Annotated in this window: 11 protein-coding genes; 7 read left to right on the top strand and 4 right to left on the bottom strand. The window is 67.0% G+C overall.

Going from position 1 to position 15,630, the window contains the following annotated elements:
- Positions 1-479: 479 nt before the first annotated feature.
- The 4 genes from HIV01_RS07445 to HIV01_RS07460 form a co-directional block, all read right to left on the bottom strand.
- Entirely contained in the window at positions 480-3,317 is a 2,838-nt protein-coding gene (locus tag HIV01_RS07445; RefSeq protein ID WP_200605933.1) for a TonB-dependent receptor, read from the bottom strand.
- Positions 3,318-3,442: 125 nt separating this feature from the next.
- Positions 3,443-4,453: a FecR family protein gene (locus tag HIV01_RS07450; protein WP_200605936.1), complete on the bottom strand. Its 1,011-nt coding sequence runs from the start codon at positions 4,451-4,453 to the stop codon at positions 3,443-3,445.
- Positions 4,450-5,049: an RNA polymerase sigma factor gene (locus HIV01_RS07455; RefSeq protein WP_245156937.1), complete on the bottom strand. Its 600-nt coding sequence runs from the start codon at positions 5,047-5,049 to the stop codon at positions 4,450-4,452. The genes HIV01_RS07450 and HIV01_RS07455 overlap by 4 nt, the downstream gene beginning before the upstream one ends.
- 362 nt (positions 5,050-5,411) lie before the next feature.
- Positions 5,412-8,414 (bottom strand): TonB-dependent receptor, encoded by a 3,003-nt coding sequence (locus HIV01_RS07460; RefSeq protein ID WP_200605940.1) that lies wholly within the window; start codon positions 8,412-8,414, stop codon positions 5,412-5,414.
- Between the two features lie 512 nt (positions 8,415-8,926).
- Here HIV01_RS07460 and pyrH point away from each other — a divergent pair.
- The 7 genes from pyrH (at position 8,927) to rseP (ending at position 15,613) form a co-directional block, all read left to right on the top strand.
- Positions 8,927-9,652, top strand: a complete 726-nt coding sequence (pyrH, locus tag HIV01_RS07465) for a UMP kinase (protein WP_200605942.1) — start codon at positions 8,927-8,929, stop codon at positions 9,650-9,652.
- A 63-nt stretch (positions 9,653-9,715) separates the two neighbouring features.
- Positions 9,716-10,687, top strand: coding sequence for a cation diffusion facilitator family transporter (locus HIV01_RS07470; RefSeq protein WP_200605945.1), 972 nt, complete (start codon positions 9,716-9,718; stop codon positions 10,685-10,687).
- 124 nt (positions 10,688-10,811) lie between these two features.
- On the top strand, positions 10,812-11,369 hold the full coding sequence (gene frr, locus HIV01_RS07475; protein ID WP_200605948.1) for a ribosome recycling factor: 558 nt from the start codon (positions 10,812-10,814) through the stop codon (positions 11,367-11,369).
- A gap of 19 nt (positions 11,370-11,388) precedes the next feature.
- On the top strand, positions 11,389-12,171 hold the full coding sequence (gene uppS / locus HIV01_RS07480; protein WP_200605966.1) for a polyprenyl diphosphate synthase: 783 nt from the start codon (positions 11,389-11,391) through the stop codon (positions 12,169-12,171).
- Complete coding sequence (locus HIV01_RS07485) at positions 12,168-13,019, top strand: phosphatidate cytidylyltransferase (RefSeq protein WP_200605975.1); 852 nt, start codon at positions 12,168-12,170, stop codon at positions 13,017-13,019. Before uppS ends, HIV01_RS07485 begins: the two co-directional genes overlap by 4 nt.
- A gap of 2 nt (positions 13,020-13,021) precedes the next feature.
- Entirely contained in the window at positions 13,022-14,215 is a 1,194-nt protein-coding gene (locus HIV01_RS07490) for a 1-deoxy-D-xylulose-5-phosphate reductoisomerase (protein ID WP_200605977.1), read from the top strand.
- A 33-nt stretch (positions 14,216-14,248) separates the two neighbouring features.
- Positions 14,249-15,613 (top strand): RIP metalloprotease RseP, encoded by a 1,365-nt coding sequence (gene rseP, locus HIV01_RS07495; RefSeq protein ID WP_200605987.1) that lies wholly within the window; start codon positions 14,249-14,251, stop codon positions 15,611-15,613.
- Positions 15,614-15,630: the final 17 nt, after the last annotated feature.

A 15,630-nucleotide genomic window follows, 5' to 3' on the forward strand; every position in this document is an offset into this window, starting at 1 on the left:
TCTGACCACTACGATCGTGGGTCGTATATGAGAATCGTCTTAAACCACAGGCGAAATGCGACGAGTGCAGCGAGCATTGAATTTGCTGCGGCCGCGACGAACGCGCGGCGCACTCGTGGCCGAAGACTAAGGGGAAAAGGAGGCGCGGATGAAACTGGCGCCATCCTTGGCACCCCATGCTTCATCCAGAAGACTGCAGGTACGGCCTTCGCGATCCGCGGGGGAAGGCGCGCGGAGCCTGGCCGTCTCAATTGGATTGCGCCATCCATGGCGCGTGATGCTTCATCCGGAAGCCGTTACCACCAGTAAAGCCCGCGGGGCAGCGCGAACGTTGTCGAAGCGGTGAATAGGTGCGCCATCCTTGGCGCGTGAGCCTTCCTTTCGGAAGGTCATGGCCAGTAACGCAGGCGACGCCCCACCCCCCTACCCGGCTTGGCAGTTTTATTTGCACGAAGGCACCGCGCCCGCTTCGCCGGACCCTAGAACCGGTACGCGGCGCTCAGCAGGTAATAGCGACCACGCGGGTCGTCGTAGGCGATGTCGTAGCCAAGCTTGTCGGCTTCGTAGTTGACCGGCTGGTGGTCGGCGAGGTTGTTGATGTTGAGCGAGAACCGCCAGCTGGGAAGCCCGACATAGGCCAGGTAGAGGTCGGCCGTGGTCCATGCGGGCGTGCGGCATTTGCGCACGCTGGCATTGAGCTCCGGGCAGGGTTCGCCCGGCGCGGCGACGTCCGACGGCCCAAGCTCGTGGATGTTCAGTGCCGCGATCCAGTCGCCGACCGTCCACTCCGCGCCGGCCAGCACCGAGCGTTGCGGCGTGCCGTGGCCGGCGTAGTCGAGCTCCGGGCTGGCGGCATTGGCCTGGCGCCGCAGATGGTCCAAGTAACTCGCCGCCAGGCGCAGCACGAAACTGCCGTGCTGGTCGGTGGCGATGCGGTATTCGGACTGGAACTCCCAGCCGTCCACTTCGGTGCGCCCGACGTTGGTGAAGTAGTCATTGATCGCATACAACCCGCCCTGCTCGTCGCGCACCAGCGCCTCGGCGAAGGCCGACGGATTGGCCAGCGCGTTCGTGCTGAGGATTTCGTTGCGGCGCAGGATGCGGAAGCGGTCGAGGCTGACGTCGAAGTTGGCCGTCGGCGCCCACACCATGCCGAGGATGTAGCTGCGCGAGGTTTCCGGCTGCAGGTCCGGATTCTCCCTGCCGCCAAGCGAGACCAGGCAATAGGTGACGCCATCGTCGGCCTGGATCGGCACCTGGCACGGCGCCAGGGCGTCGGTCATTTCGACGATATCGACCGAATCGGAGGCCGTCGGGCGGCGCAGCTCGAACAATGTCGGGGCGCGATAGCCGGAGGCGGCGGTGCCGCGCAATGTCAGCGACGGCGACAGCTTCCACTTCAGGCCGAGCATCGGCGAGGACCTGCTGTCATAGCCCTGGCGGTGATCGAGCCGCCATGCCAGGTCGGCATTGAGCCAGGTCGTCACCGGCATGCTCAGTTCGGCATAGAGGGCCGAGCTGTAGCGATGCTCGTCGATGGCGATCTTCTGCGCGCCGAGGGCGATATCGCCGGCGATCATCAGCGGATCGGGACGATTGTCCAGCGCATCGCGATTCCATTCCATGCCGACCGCGGCCTGGGTCTGGCCGCCCGGCAACGAGAACCAGGGCCCGTTGGCACTGAAGGCGAACTGGTCGAACTGCGCATCGCCCTGCACCTTCACCCGCGGCGACAGATCTTCCAGCAGCGCCGGCGGATTGCCGGGGCCGTTGAACCGGTAGCTCACGTCATCGATCGCACGTTCAAGGACGCTGTTGCTGACCAGTCCGTCAATGGAGTTGTCGACATCGTTGCGGTGATGGGCGAGATCCAGCCGCCACTGCCACTCGCCGCGATAGCCGTCCAGGCCCAGGGTGAGGTCACCGCTGCGCGCGGTGCTGCGACTGCGCACCGGTCCAATGTCGAAGAAGGCGTAATTGAGGACGGTGGCATTTCCCTGGAACCAGTCGTCGGGGTGATCGAAAGGCAGGAAGACGGCGGCATGGAACGGTGCTCCCTGCAGCCGCTGCTGGACCTGGCTCAGGCGCAACGAAGCGCTGAATTCGACGCTGTCGCTCAGCGGCTGCCGGATCTGTCCATAGACCGCGGTGCTCTCCAGCTCCGGTTGCAGCGTCACGTAACGCGGCTTGTCGAGATAGCACTCGCCGGCGTCGTCACGGATCCGGTCCGGACAGGCCCAGTGCTCCAGGCCTTCGGCGCTGAAGTAGGCCAGCGGGACGCGCTGGTCGCGCAGGCCCAGGCGGCGCAGGTCGGCGCTTCGCCACGCGCGGTCCTCGCCAAGGAGCGCGTCGCGGTGCAGGTAGTCGGCGCTGATCGACCAGTTGCCGCCGTCATCGGCGACCTGGCCATAGTTGAAGGAGAACCGCCGCTGCTCGGCATCGCCGCGCTCGGACAATCCATAGCGGGCCACCGCTTCGCCGCCCACCTGCCCCTTGCGCAGGATGATGTTGACCACGCCCGCCATTGCGTCGGCACCGTAAATGGCCGAGGCACCGCCGCGGATGATCTCGATGCGATCGATCATGCTCAATGGAATGCCGTTGAGATCGGTCAGTCCGCCCAGGTCGGCCGACGCCAACCCGTAGTTGGCCATGCGGCGACCGTCGAGCAGGAACAAGGTCGCGCGCGGTCCCAGGCCGTACAGGCTGGTCGTTGCCGCGGCGGCGAATGGTTGCTGCGACTGGAATCCGCCGTCGGTGGCGACGTCGACCGGATGGTGACTGACCATGCCGGGCTGGTAGCTCAGCAACTCGAACAGTGTCTGGTAGCCGCTGGACTCGATCTGGGCGCGGGTGATGCGGGTCAGTGGCACTGCTGTGACCACGTCCAGGCTCGAGCGCGGAATGTGCGTGCCGGTGACCTGCACCGTATCCAGCTCGGTGGGCGTATCACCTCGGGCCGGCTGCGCCCCGGACGCAACGCTCGTCGACCCACCTTCCGCTTCGATGAGGAAGGTGTTGGCATTGACCTGCACCGCGCGCAGTCCGCTGCCCTGCAACAGCAGGTCCAGCGCCCGTTGCGGCGGCATGCGTACCTGCAGACCGGGGGCGCGCCGGCCTTCGACCAGTCCGGGGGCGTAGAGGATCTGGGTGTGGCTCTGCGTCGCCAGCGCCTGCAGCGCGCGGTCGAGCTTGCCAGCCGGGACAACCAGGCGCACTGGCGCTGCAACCTCTTCGGCCGCGTAGCAGACAGCCGCCAGGCAGCTCCATGACAGTGCGCCGGCGATGGCAAGGGTGAAACAGTACGACCTGGCCATTCGTCCGGTGAACGGGCTGCCCTGTGGCGCACATTACGGGAGCCTGACGGGGGTGGCAATGCGCTCGCCCGGGCGCTTGCGCCCCGCTCGGCGATGGCGTGGGCAGCGGTTCCGGCGCCCGGCGATTACTGCGCCGGACGGGAGAGCACGATCTCTTCAGCGCCCTCGCGCTGCGCCCGCAGCGACCAGCCGCGTTCCAGTGCCGCCACCAGCGCTTCCTGGTCGCCGGCATGGAACACGCCGCTGACCTGCAACGAGCCCAGTGCCGGGTCGCCGAGTCGCAGCTGCACCTGCGAATAGCGGTTCATCTCGACCAGCAATTCGTCGAGGCGCCGCTGGCGGAACACCAGGTCGCCCTGCGGCCAGGCATGTGCCGCCGCCAGGTCGAGCGGTTGCTTGCTGCCGATGGCGCCGTTGCCATCGATGCTGATCTGTTCGCCAGGCGCCAGCTCGCTGCGGCGAACATCGGCGCCGGACCCGACCGAGACGTCGACTCGTCCTTCGAGCAGGCCGACGTTGACCTGCCCGTCGATCCGGCTGACCTGGAACGTCGTGCCGATGTCGCGCACGGTGCCGGGCCCGGCCTTGACCAGGAACGGTCGATCCGGGTCGGCGGCGACCACGAACTGGGCGCGACCGCGCTCGAGTTCGACCAGTCGCTGGCGGCCATCGAAACGGGTGGTGATTTCCGAACCCGTGTCCAGGCGCAGCACGGTGCCGTCGAACAGGGTGATCTGGCGCTGCTCGCCCTGGGCCGTCACGAACTGCTGGACGACGGCCTTCTCTGCCGGGCGCGGCCACAGGGTGGCGGTGGCCACCGCGATGACAAGGGCTGCCGCAGCCGCGGCCGGGAGCCACGACTTCCAGTTGCCCCGCGCTTGCGCAGGCTTACGCCGGGCCGCTTGCGCGGCCGCACGCAGCAGGTCGTCCGAGCCAAGCCCCGCCGCCAGCGCATGGGTCCGCTCGGCCTCGAGGTAGGCGCTGATGTTGTCGGGCGACTGCGCCAGCCAGTCCTCGAATGCGGCACGCTCGTGCGGTTCGCATTCGGGCGACATGAGCCGCGCCAGCCAGGCTTCTGCCTGGCTTACACCGGTGTCATGCCGGCCGGTGTCATGGTCGAACATCCCTGTACTCATGATTGGTCCTCGCGGCTGATACCGCTTTGCTTCAGCTTCAGCCGCAACAATCCCAGCGCCTTGCCAATGTGCTTTTCCACGGCCTTCACCGAAATTCCGCAATGGCTTGCGATCTGGCTGTAGCTCATGCCTTCGATCCGGTTGAGCAGGTAGACCTGGCGGCAGCGCTCGGGCATCTGCAGGATCGCCGCACGTACCAGCGCCAACTCCTGCTCGTGGCCGATGCGCTGGTCGTGGCTGGGCTCCGACGACGCCAAGCCAAGGAAATCCTGGTCGAGGCTGACATGCGCCGAAGCCTGCCGCGTCGAGTCGCGGCGGCCGCGGTCGTTGAGCACGTTCAGGGCGATGCGGTACATCAGCGGACGCAACTGGTCTGCCGGCTGGGAGCGGTAGCGCATCAGCCGGACCATCGCCTCCTGCGCGATGTCCTTGGCGTCCTCATCACCGGCGCGTCGCGCCAGGAACGCAATCAATGGCGCCTGGTGTTCGCGCAGGAACTGATCGAAGCCGTCGCCATCCGCTGCTGGCGCAGAGGTGACGGGTTCGTCTTCTCGCGGTGGGGACGGCAGCATCGCCTCGGCCATCGCGTCGCTCACCCCGCCACGCGGCATGCGCCACCGCGACGGCAGCGGTTCCGGTTCGAAGCGGAAGTGGGGCGAACGCTCATACGCATGACAGGGATGGCCGGCTCCAGTGCGGCCGGGGCGGCCGCGAACGCGCAATTTGTAGCATGCGCCCGGCCGAACCGGCACGGCCGCCCGCGACGCGGTAGTGCCCGTCCCTGGTGCGGCTGGCGTCGACAGTGGCATTCCCATGCCCCCAACAACGCAGCGGCCGCGGCGACACCCCACCCGGCCCGCATGCGATCGTTCAGTTCCCGACCGTGATCACGGAATGGCCGCCCCAAAAAGCGCGGCCGCCCGGAGGCGGCCGCGAACCAACCGTCAGCAGCGGGTGCTTACCAGTTGTACTGAACCATGAAGCGCACCGCGCGCGGCGCCTGGTAGACCGTCGGCGTCAGGTAGGTGATGCCCATCAACGGATTGCCCGTGCTGTCTTCGCCCGCCTCGTCCACCGCCAATGCCTTCTGCCGATTGAACACGTTGAACACGTCCATCTTGAAGGCCAGGCGGCCTTCGGCGAACGACGGACGATAGGCAACGTTCAGATCGAGGTTGAAGATGTCGTCGGTGCGGCCAGCCGAACCACGACGGACGATCGTCGTGCCGTTGCTGCCCGTGTCCGGATCAACCGGACCGGCGTCGCACGAGAAGTAGCTGTTGAGGTAACCGACCGGGTCATCCCCGTAGACACCGAAACAGTTGATCGGACGACCGCTCTGGTAGAGGAAGTTGGCACCGGTCGACCACTGCTCGTTGAACTCGTAGTTGCCGAACAGCTTCAACGTGTGGCGACGATCGTTGGGCAGATAACCATCGGCGCCGACCATCAGTTCCGGATAGTCGAAGTCCTGGGTGACGCCGGTGTCGTCCTGGCCGATGTCCGACTTCACGCCGCCTTCGGCATTGCCCTTGTTCTTCGACCAGGTGTAGGAACCCTGCAGGAAGAACTTGTCGGTGATCTGGCCTTCGGCGAAGAACTCCACCGCCGTGTAGGTGCGCTTGGACTTCGGACCCAGCTGGTTGGCCGGGATCACCACGTGCTCCAGCGTGCCATCGGCATCGATGTCGATGTCGACATCCAGGTCGCGGCCCGGGTTGTAGATGTGGCAGTAGGCAAAGGCCGGATTGTAGGAATCGATCGCGTAGCCGTTGTCGTCGGCCCACTGCTCGAACACGCGGTAATCGCACTGGTCGTCGATCGAACGCTTCAGGTCGCGGTAGATCGCACGCACACCACCGGAGAAGTTGTCGGTGATCGCCTTCTGGAAGCCGAGGATGTACTCGTCCTGGTACTGCGGATCGAGGTTCTTGGAAGCGATCGTGCGCGGGTCCTTGCCGATGCCGAACTCGTTGTTGAGGTAGCTCAGCGCGCTGGCCTCGGTCAGGCCGGTGGGCGCACCGGTGACGGGATCAACGCCGGTGTAGTCGAAGTACTGCTGGCTGTACAGCGACGGGCTGGAACCGCGCACGGCCACGTTTGCCGCGATCGGCAGTGCATAGCGACCGGCGTTACCGAAGATCTTCAGCGTCGAATCGCCGTTGACGTCCCACGAGAAGCCAAGGCGCGGACCGAACTGGTTGTCCTGCTTGACGTAGGTCTGGCCTTCGCCGTTCTTGTTCTCGAAGCTGTCCCAGCGCAGGCCGATGTAGGCGTTGAAGCTGTCGGTGATGCTCCAGGTGTCCTCGATGTAGAACGCCTCGGAATCGACCTCGACATCCGCACCGGTCTGGAACACGCGGCGACGGACCTGGTCGCGGCCCTGGCGCACGACGTAACGCCATGCCACGCCGCCTTCGCTCGCCTCGCCGTCGCGCGACTTGAACGTGTCGCTGTCGTAGCCGGCGCGCAGCAGGTGCGAACCGAGCTGCCATTCGGCGTCGATGCGGAACTGGTCGCGCTCGTCCTGGGCGTCGGTCAGGCCGAGGTTCTGGCCGAGGAAGCTGCACGAACTGGTGATGGCCGGGATGATGCCGGCGACCGCGTCCGGGCGGCCATCGCTGACCACCGGGCAACCGGCGGCGCCGATGATGCCGGCGGCATTGTCCGGGCTGACCACGCCGTCATAGACCAGGCGTTCGCCGGCGGCGTTGATGCCGTAGTTGCTGCGCTTGTACTCACCGGTGCCGTACAGGGCGCTGAGCGTGAAGGTGTCGGTCAGGTAGCCGGTGTACTTCATGACGTAGTTGTTGCCGCCGGTCTCGTCATGGACCGTGCCCAGGTAGTTCTGGCGCTGGCTGATGCCCTGCGGGTTGGAGAAGACGTCGCGCTCGGTTTCGCGCTTGTCGGAGAAGCCGGTGAACTCGAGCAGGTTGGCGTCGTTGATGTTCCAGTCGAGCTTGACCAGCCAGTTGGGGTTCTTGGCGGTCTCGCTGTCGTTGAGCACGCTGAGGTTGTCGCCGTAGCGGCGCGAGCCGCTCTCGCGGCCGTACTGCAACAGGGCGTAGCCGAACAGCGTGTCCTTGACCAGCGCGCCGCTGGCCCACACCGAGGCGATGGTTTCGGTCGGATCCTTGTCCCTGGAGTTGTCGGAGATCAGCTGGCCGTCGGGCGAGTAGATGTCGCGCTCGGTGGCACGCAGGCTGCTGGCGGTATAGAAGATGTTGCCACCGGCGTGGAACTCGTTGGTACCGCGCTTGGTGACCAGGTTGACCACGCCGCCCAGGGCGCGACCGAACTCGGCGCCGTAGCCGCCGGTCTTGATCTGCTGTTCGCCGATTGCCTCGAACGGGATGTTGGCGAAGTTCAGGCCCTTGAACGAGTTGGTGATGTTGAAGCCGTTTACGAAGTACGCGTTCTCGGCCACCGAGGCGCCGCCGAACGAGGCCAGGTTTCCGAATGCCGCATCACCCTTGACCGTGCCCGGCGCGAGCAGCGCAACGCTGGTCACGTCGCGCGGCACCGGGATCTTCGCGATCTGCTCGGCGGTCAGGATCGTGGTCGACTCCACCGACGAGACGTCGATCGGATTGACCAGTGCGGCGGTGACCTGGATCGTTTCCAGGTTGGTGGCGCCACCGGCCGGTGCCGCGGCGAAGTTGACGGAAGTGCCGGTACCGACGTTGACGGTCACGTTCTCGCGGACCGAGCTGGTGCCGTCGGCGCGTTGCAGGGTGATGCGATAGCTGCCGGTCGGCAGCGCCGATGCGCGGTACTGGCCGTCGCTGCCGACGGAAATGCTGCGCTTGAAGCCGGTTGCCGGATTCTCCACCAGCACCGTGTCGCCTGCGCTCGCCTGGCCGAACACGGCACCGGCGGTATTGGACTGCGCTTGCACGGTCGACGCGAAACACAGGCCAAGCGCCACCGTCAGCGCGCTGCGTCGCAGCGCACGATTCATTGTTGTTCTCGACACTTCTTCCTCTCCCAAAGTCAGTGGTTGCCCTTTCTCCCGAGGGCGACCCGACTATGACTTTCGTCATGAACGGCATTCAATGTGTCAAGTGCCGTTTTATGAACATTCCACTACTACCGCCGGATCTCGAAAAAACCGCGAACCGATTCGGCAAATGTTCAACCCTCGCGCGCGGCGATCGACCCTTGTCGATGTGCGATTTCCGCGAATGTCACTTTTGTTGGCTGTGTTCGCTCATCGGGTTTTGGTTTGCGGTGGGGCGTCGTCCGCCGGGCCGGGGATTCATTGGAAGCTTCCGGAAGGAGGGGGTGGGGTGTATTTCGCGAACAGTAAACGGAGCGAAGCGGAGGTTCGCGGAATACACCCCACCTCCTCCCCCAACCACGCGCGCAAAAAGCCAAACGTTCCCCCCGCCAGCCGCCTCCCGCGCCCTCACGGAGGATCAGCCCGCCGATCCCGTACAATTCCGCTGTTTGCCCCATCCCAACGAGGTCGCCATGTCCCAGCTCGCCTATCGCCGTGTCCTGCTCAAACTTTCTGGCGAGGCGTTGATGGGGGACGAGGACTACGGCATCGACCCGAAAATGATCAGCCGCCTGGCCCGCGAGGTGATCGAGGCCCAGCAGGCCGGGGCCGAAGTGGCGCTGGTCATCGGCGGCGGCAACATCTTCCGCGGCGCCGGCCTGGCCGCCGGCGGCATGGACCGGGTCACCGGCGACCAGATGGGCATGCTCGCCACCGTCATCAACGCCCTGGCCATGCAGGACGCGCTGGAGAAGCTCGGCGCCAAGTGCCGGGTGATGAGCGCGATCAAGATCAACGACGTGTGCGAGGACTACATCCGCCGCCGCGCCATCCGCCACATGGAAAAGGGCCGCCTGGCGATCTTCGCCGCCGGCACCGGCAACCCGTTCTTCACCACCGACTCCGGCGCCGCCCTGCGCGCGATCGAGATCGGTGCCGACCTGCTGCTGAAGGCGACCAAGGTCGACGGCGTCTACGACAAGGACCCGAAGAAGCACGCCGACGCGGTCCGCTACGACAAGCTGACCTACGACGACGTGATCGCCCGCAACCTGCAGGTGATGGATACCGCCGCCTTCGCCCTGTGCCGCGACAGCGACCTGCCGCTGCGCATCTTCGACATGGGCCAACCGGGCACGCTGCTGAAGATCCTCCACGGCGAGAACATCGGCACGCTGGTGCAGGGCCGCAAGGGCTGATCCCCGCGGGCGGCGGCCGACTTGTAATAGAGTCCGCCGCCGTCGCCATGCCACCATCCCGGCATGGGCCACGGACACCACCATCACGCCGCCAGCGCGACGCGCGCATTCGCCGCCGTCACGCTGATCAACCTTGCCTACACGGTGCTCGAGGCCGGTTACGGCTTCGCCACCAATTCGCTGGCGCTGCTGTCCGATGCGCTGCACAACCTCGGTGACGTACTCGGCCTGGGCCTGGCGTGGGGCGCTGCCGTACTGGCCAAGCGCGCGCCGACCGACCGCCATACCTATGGCTGGCGCCGCGCCACCCTGCTCTCGCCGCTGGCCAATGCGTTGCTGCTGGTGGCGTTCTCCGGCGCACTGGCGTGGGAAGCGGTGCGGCGATTCAACGCCCCGCCGGAGATCCCGGCCCTGCCGGTGATGCTCGTCGCCGCGCTCGGCATCGCGGTCAACCTCGGCGCGGCCTGGCTGGTACGCGACGGCCACGACCACGACCTCAACCGCCGTGGCGCCTTCCTGCACCTGATCGCCGACGCCGCGGTGTCGCTCGCCGCGGTGCTGGCCGGCGCCGGCATGTTGTGGCTGGGCTGGGCCTGGCTCGACCCGGCGATCGCGGTGCTGATCGGCGCGGTCGTGGCAATCGGCGCCTTCGGCCTGCTGCGCGATGCCTTCAACGCCGCCATGGATGCGGTGCCGGCGAGCATCGACCGCGGCAAGGTGCAGGACTTCCTGGCGACCAGGCCCGGGGTCCAAGCGGTCCACCACCTGCACATCTGGTCCCTGGGTGCGGGCGAGATCGCGATGACCGCGCACCTGGTCCGCCCCGACCAGGGCGACCACGACGAATTCATCGACCAGCTGAACCGCGAGCTCGACGAACGCTACGGCATCAACCACCCGACCCTGCAGGTCGAGCTGGGCCGGGCCTGCGAGCATGATCGCCACGATCGGGCGCCGCACGGCGATACCCACGGCCACGCGCACGACCACGACCACGACCATGACCACGTCCACGAGGACGGGCACGGCCACTAGCGGCGGGGACCCTCCCACCGGCTCCTGCCGCCCTCGCGCGGCCCCGACGCGACCCATCGGGTCGCTGGAGAGGCCCCCGGCTGGCTATAATCCCGCGATTACCGCTAATGGAACGGAGCCGGCGATGCTCAACGAGATCAAGAAAGATGCCCAGACCCGCATGGCCAAGAGCGTCGAAGCATTTCGCCACACCCTGATCAAGATCCGCACCGGCCGCGCCTCGACCGCGCTGGTGGACCACCTGAAGGTCAATTACTACGGTTCCGACATGCCGCTGTCGCAGGTCGCCTCCGTCCAGGTCTCCGACGCGCGCTCGCTGATCATCACGCCGTGGGAGAAGCAGATGGTCGGCCCCGTCGAGAAGGCGATCCTCGCCTCCGACCTCGGCCTGACCCCGAACACCGCAGGCACCGTGATCCGCCTCAACCTGCCCGCCCTCACCGAGGAGCGCCGCAAGGAACTGTCCAAGCTCGTCCACTCCGAGAGCGAGGACGCCAAGGTCGCCATCCGCAACATCCGCCGCGATGCCAACCACCAGGTCAAGGAACTGCTGAAGGAAAAGCAGATCACCGAAGACGAAGTCAGCCGCTCCGAGATCGAGATCCAGAAGATCACCGACGCCGCCATCAAGGACGTCGATGAGGTGGTCAAGGCCAAAGAGCAAGAACTTATGGCGGTTTGACGGGTCTACCCGTCCCGCCATGTCTTCCGAACCTGCCATCGCTGCCGCGCGCGTCCCGCGCCACCTTGCCGTCATCATGGACGGCAATGGTCGCTGGGCCGAGCGCCGCCGCCGTCCGCGCGTCATCGGCCATCGCGCCGGTGCCCGCGCGGTCAACGTCTGCATCGACTTCTGCCTGGAACAGGGCATCGAGGCGCTGACCCTGTTCGCTTTCTCCAGCGAGAACTGGGGCCGGCCGGAAGAGGAAGTCGGTGCGCTGATGAAGCTGTTCCTGGGCGCACTGGAACGCGAGGTCGACGAACTCGACCGTCGCGGCGTGCGGGTGCGCTTCATCGGCGAGCGCGAACGCTTCGCCGAAGCCATCCGCAAGCAGATGGCGTCGGCCGAGGACCGCACCCGCGCCAACACCCGCCTGCACCTGACCGTCGCCGCCAGCTACGGCGGCCGCTGGGACATCGCCCAGGCCGCACGCTCGCTGGCGGAAGACGTTGCCGCCGGCCGGCTCGCGGCGGAAGACATCGACGAATACGCCCTGGGCGCCCGCACCTGCCTGGCCGAGCTGCCGCCCCCGGATCTGTTCATCCGCACCGGTGGCGAAACCCGCATCAGCAACTTCCTGCTGTGGCAGCTGGCTTATACCGAACTGTGGTTCACCGACCTGTTGTGGCCTGAATTGGATGCGGCGACACTTCAGCGCGCCATGGACGACTACGCCGGCCGCCAGCGCCGCTTCGGCCTGACCGGCGCGCAGGTCGCGCCGGCGCCGGACCGGTTGCCCGCCACCAAAGAGACTTCCGAATGACCCGAACCCGCCTGCTCGCCGCCCTGGTGATGGCGCCGCTCGCGATTGCCGCGATCCTGCTGCTGCCGACACCGTGGATGGTGGCCCTGGCCGCGGTGCTGTTCCTGGCCGGCCTGTGGGAGTGGTTCGACCTGGCGCAGATCGAGGACACGCTGGCCCGCACCGTGCTGCTGGTGGCCAACCTGGCAGTGATGGTGGCGCTGGTGTGGGCGTCGCGTTCGAGCGCCGGCTACACCATGGCGCTGTTCCAGCTGGCGAGCATGATCGGCGTGATCTGGTGGCTGCTGGCGCTGCTGTGGCTGGGCCGCTACGACTTCGCCAGCGACCACGACACCAACGCGCGCGTGTTCAAGCTCGCCGCCGGCGCCTTGAGCATGATTCCGGCCTGGTGTGCGCTGGCCTGGATCCACTCGACCCAGCCCAACGGCCATCGCTGGCTGCTGACCGCGCTGGCCATCGTCTGGGCCGCCGACACCGGCGCCTACTTTGCTGGACGCACCTTTGGCGGGCGCCTGTTCGGCGGTCGCAAGCTGGCGCCGCGGATCAGCCCCAACAAGACCCTCGAAGGCCTGCTCGGCGGCGTGGTGTGCGGCGTGATCGTCGGCATCGTCTTCGCCCTGATCGCCGGCGCGACGCCGGCGCAGCTGCCGGCCGTGGCCGTGGTCGCGCTGCTGGCGGTGCTGTTCTCGGTGGTCGGCGACCTGTTCGAGAGCCTGCTCAAGCGCCATGTCGGGGTGAAGGATTCGGGCAACCTGATCCCGGGCCATGGCGGCATCCTCGACCGCGTCGACGGCGTGCTGGCCGCGCTGCCCGTGTTTGCGCTCGGCAAGGCCGTGCTGGGCTTCTGAACATGTCGGTCAGTGCACGCAACGTCGCCGTCCTTGGTGCCACCGGTTCGATCGGTACGTCCGCGCTGGACGTAATCGCGCGCCATCCGCAGCGCCTGCGTGCAAGCGTGCTGGCAGCGGGCAGCAATGTCGCGGCGCTGGTCGAACTGTGCCGGCAGCATCGCCCCGACCATGCCGTGATCGCCGACAGCCGCGGCCTGCAGGCGCTGGCCGATGGCCTGCGCGATGCCGGCCTGAAGACGCAACCGCATAGCGGCGACGACGCGCTCGACGCACTCGTGTCCGGTGATGCCTGCGACACCGTCGTCGCGGCGATCGTCGGTGCAGCCGGCCTGCCCTCGACCCTGGCCGCGGCCAGGGCCGGCAAGCGCATCCTGCTCGCCAACAAGGAATCGCTGGTGCTCGCCGGTGAACTGCTGATGCAGGCAGCGCAGGAAGGTGGCGCGACCATCGTGCCGGTCGACAGCGAACACAATGCAATCTTCCAGTGCCTTCCCGATGCGCATGCGCACCAGGGCCTGCGACGGATCCTGCTGACGGCTTCGGGCGGACCGTTCCGCGGTCGCGCACGCGCCGAGCTGACCCAAGTCACGCCGGAGCAGGCCGTCGCCCATCCCAAGTGGTCGATGGGACCGAAGATCTCGGTCGATTCGGCCACGCTGATGAACAAAGGCCTGGAAGTCATCGAGGCGCACCACCTGTTCGGCGTCGACGGCGACCGCATCCAGGTGCTGGTGCACCCGCAAAGCCTGGTGCACTCGCTGGTAGAGTTCGTCGACGGGTCCACGATTGCCCAGCTTGGGTTGCCGGACATGCGCACGGCGCTGGCGGTCGGCTTCAGCTGGCCGGAGCGGATCGAGTCGGGCGTGGCCGGACTCGACCTGCTGGCCCATGGCCGCCTCGATTTCGAGCCGCCGGACCTGCAGGCCTTCCCGTGCCTGCGCCTGGCGTTCGAGGCCCTGGCCGCGGGCGGCACCGCCCCGGCAGTGCTCAACGCAGCCAACGAAGTAGCTGTTTCAGCATTTCTTCAGCGCCGGATCGGTTTCCTAGCGATACCGGCGCTGGTCGAGGACACCCTCGCCGCGCTCCCATCCACCCCGGCGACGTCGTTGGCAGCCCTTCGCGAGGCAGATGCCCAGGCGCGGCATCATGCCGGCCAGGCCGTCGCGACTGGCGCCGCCGGTGCCCGCGCATGATCCACAACCCCGTCATCCTGAGCCCTGACATACATGAGTGAGTTCATCGGCTCGATCTGGTGGTTGCTCGTCAGCCTCGGCGTGCTCGTCACGTTCCACGAGTTCGGGCACTACTGGGTCGCGCGCCGCTGCGGCGTCAAGGTGCTGCGCTTCTCGATCGGCTTCGGCAAGGCGCTGTGGTCGCGCCGCGGCAAGGACGGCACCGAGTATGTGGTCGCGGCCATCCCGCTCGGCGGCTACGTCAAGATGCTCGACGAGCGCGAAGGCGACGTCGCCGCAAGCGAACTCGACCAGGCGTTCAATCGCCAGTCGGTGTTCAAGCGCATCGCGATCGTCATTGCCGGCCCGGTCGCGAACCTGCTGCTCTGCGTCGGCCTGTTCTGGGCGATGTTCGTGATCGGCCGCCCGGACTATGCCCCCGTGGTCGGCGAGGCCCAGGGTCTGGCCGCGAGCGCGGGACTGCACAGCGGCGACACCCTGCTTGCCATCGGTGACCGCGACACGCCGACCTGGAGCGAAGCGCAACTGGCGCTGATTCCCGCCGCGCTCGACCACAGCGACATCGCGCTGCGCGTGCGCACCGCCGGCGGCGACGAAGTTACCCGCAAGCTGCAGCTGTCACGCCTGCCGGCATCGTTCGACGAGCGCCGCGCCGTCGAGGCGATCGGCCTGACCCCGCGCCACGGCCTGGTGCCGGCGGTGATCGGGCGCGTCGTGCCGGACCAGCCGGCCTTCGGCGTACTCAACGAAGGCGATCGAATCACTGCAATTGATGGTGATCCGGTCAACTCATGGGACGACATTGGCCCGCTTGTGCAAAAGCTCGGCGCGCGCGGCGGCATTGCGATGGTCGAGGTGGAGCGCAAGGGTGAACGGCACGCCCTCGAGATCCAGCCGGCGCGAATGAAGCATCCGCAAACCGGCCAGGACTACTGGGGGCTGGGCCTGCAGTCGGCCCGCGCGCAGGAACCGGCCAAGGACGCGCTGCTGCGCTACGGCCCGATCGATGCCATCCCGGCCGCGTTCCGCGAAAGCGTGCACCAGGCCAACGAGCTGTTCGCCATGATCGGCCGCGCATTTACCGGCCGGGTGTCCGTGCAGAATACCGTCGCCGGGCCGATCACCATCGCCCGCGCGGCCAACGCCTATGCCCATCACGGCGCCGCCTGGTACCTGTCGATGCTGGCGATGCTCTCGCTCAGCCTGGGCATCCTGAACCTGCTGCCGATCCCGATCTTGGACGGCGGTCACCTGCTGTATTACCTTATCGAGCTGGTCAAGGGCAGCCCGGTCAGCGAACGCACCATGGCGGCCGGACAATACGTCGGCCTGGCATTGATCGCCGGGCTGATGGGCCTGGCGTTCTTCAACGACATCGTGAACAACCTGGTGCACTGATGCCGGCGACGCTCCCT

The sequence above is a fragment of the Lysobacter arenosi genome (assembly GCF_016613475.2).
GTDB classification, from domain to species: domain Bacteria; phylum Pseudomonadota; class Gammaproteobacteria; order Xanthomonadales; family Xanthomonadaceae; genus Lysobacter_J; species Lysobacter_J arenosi.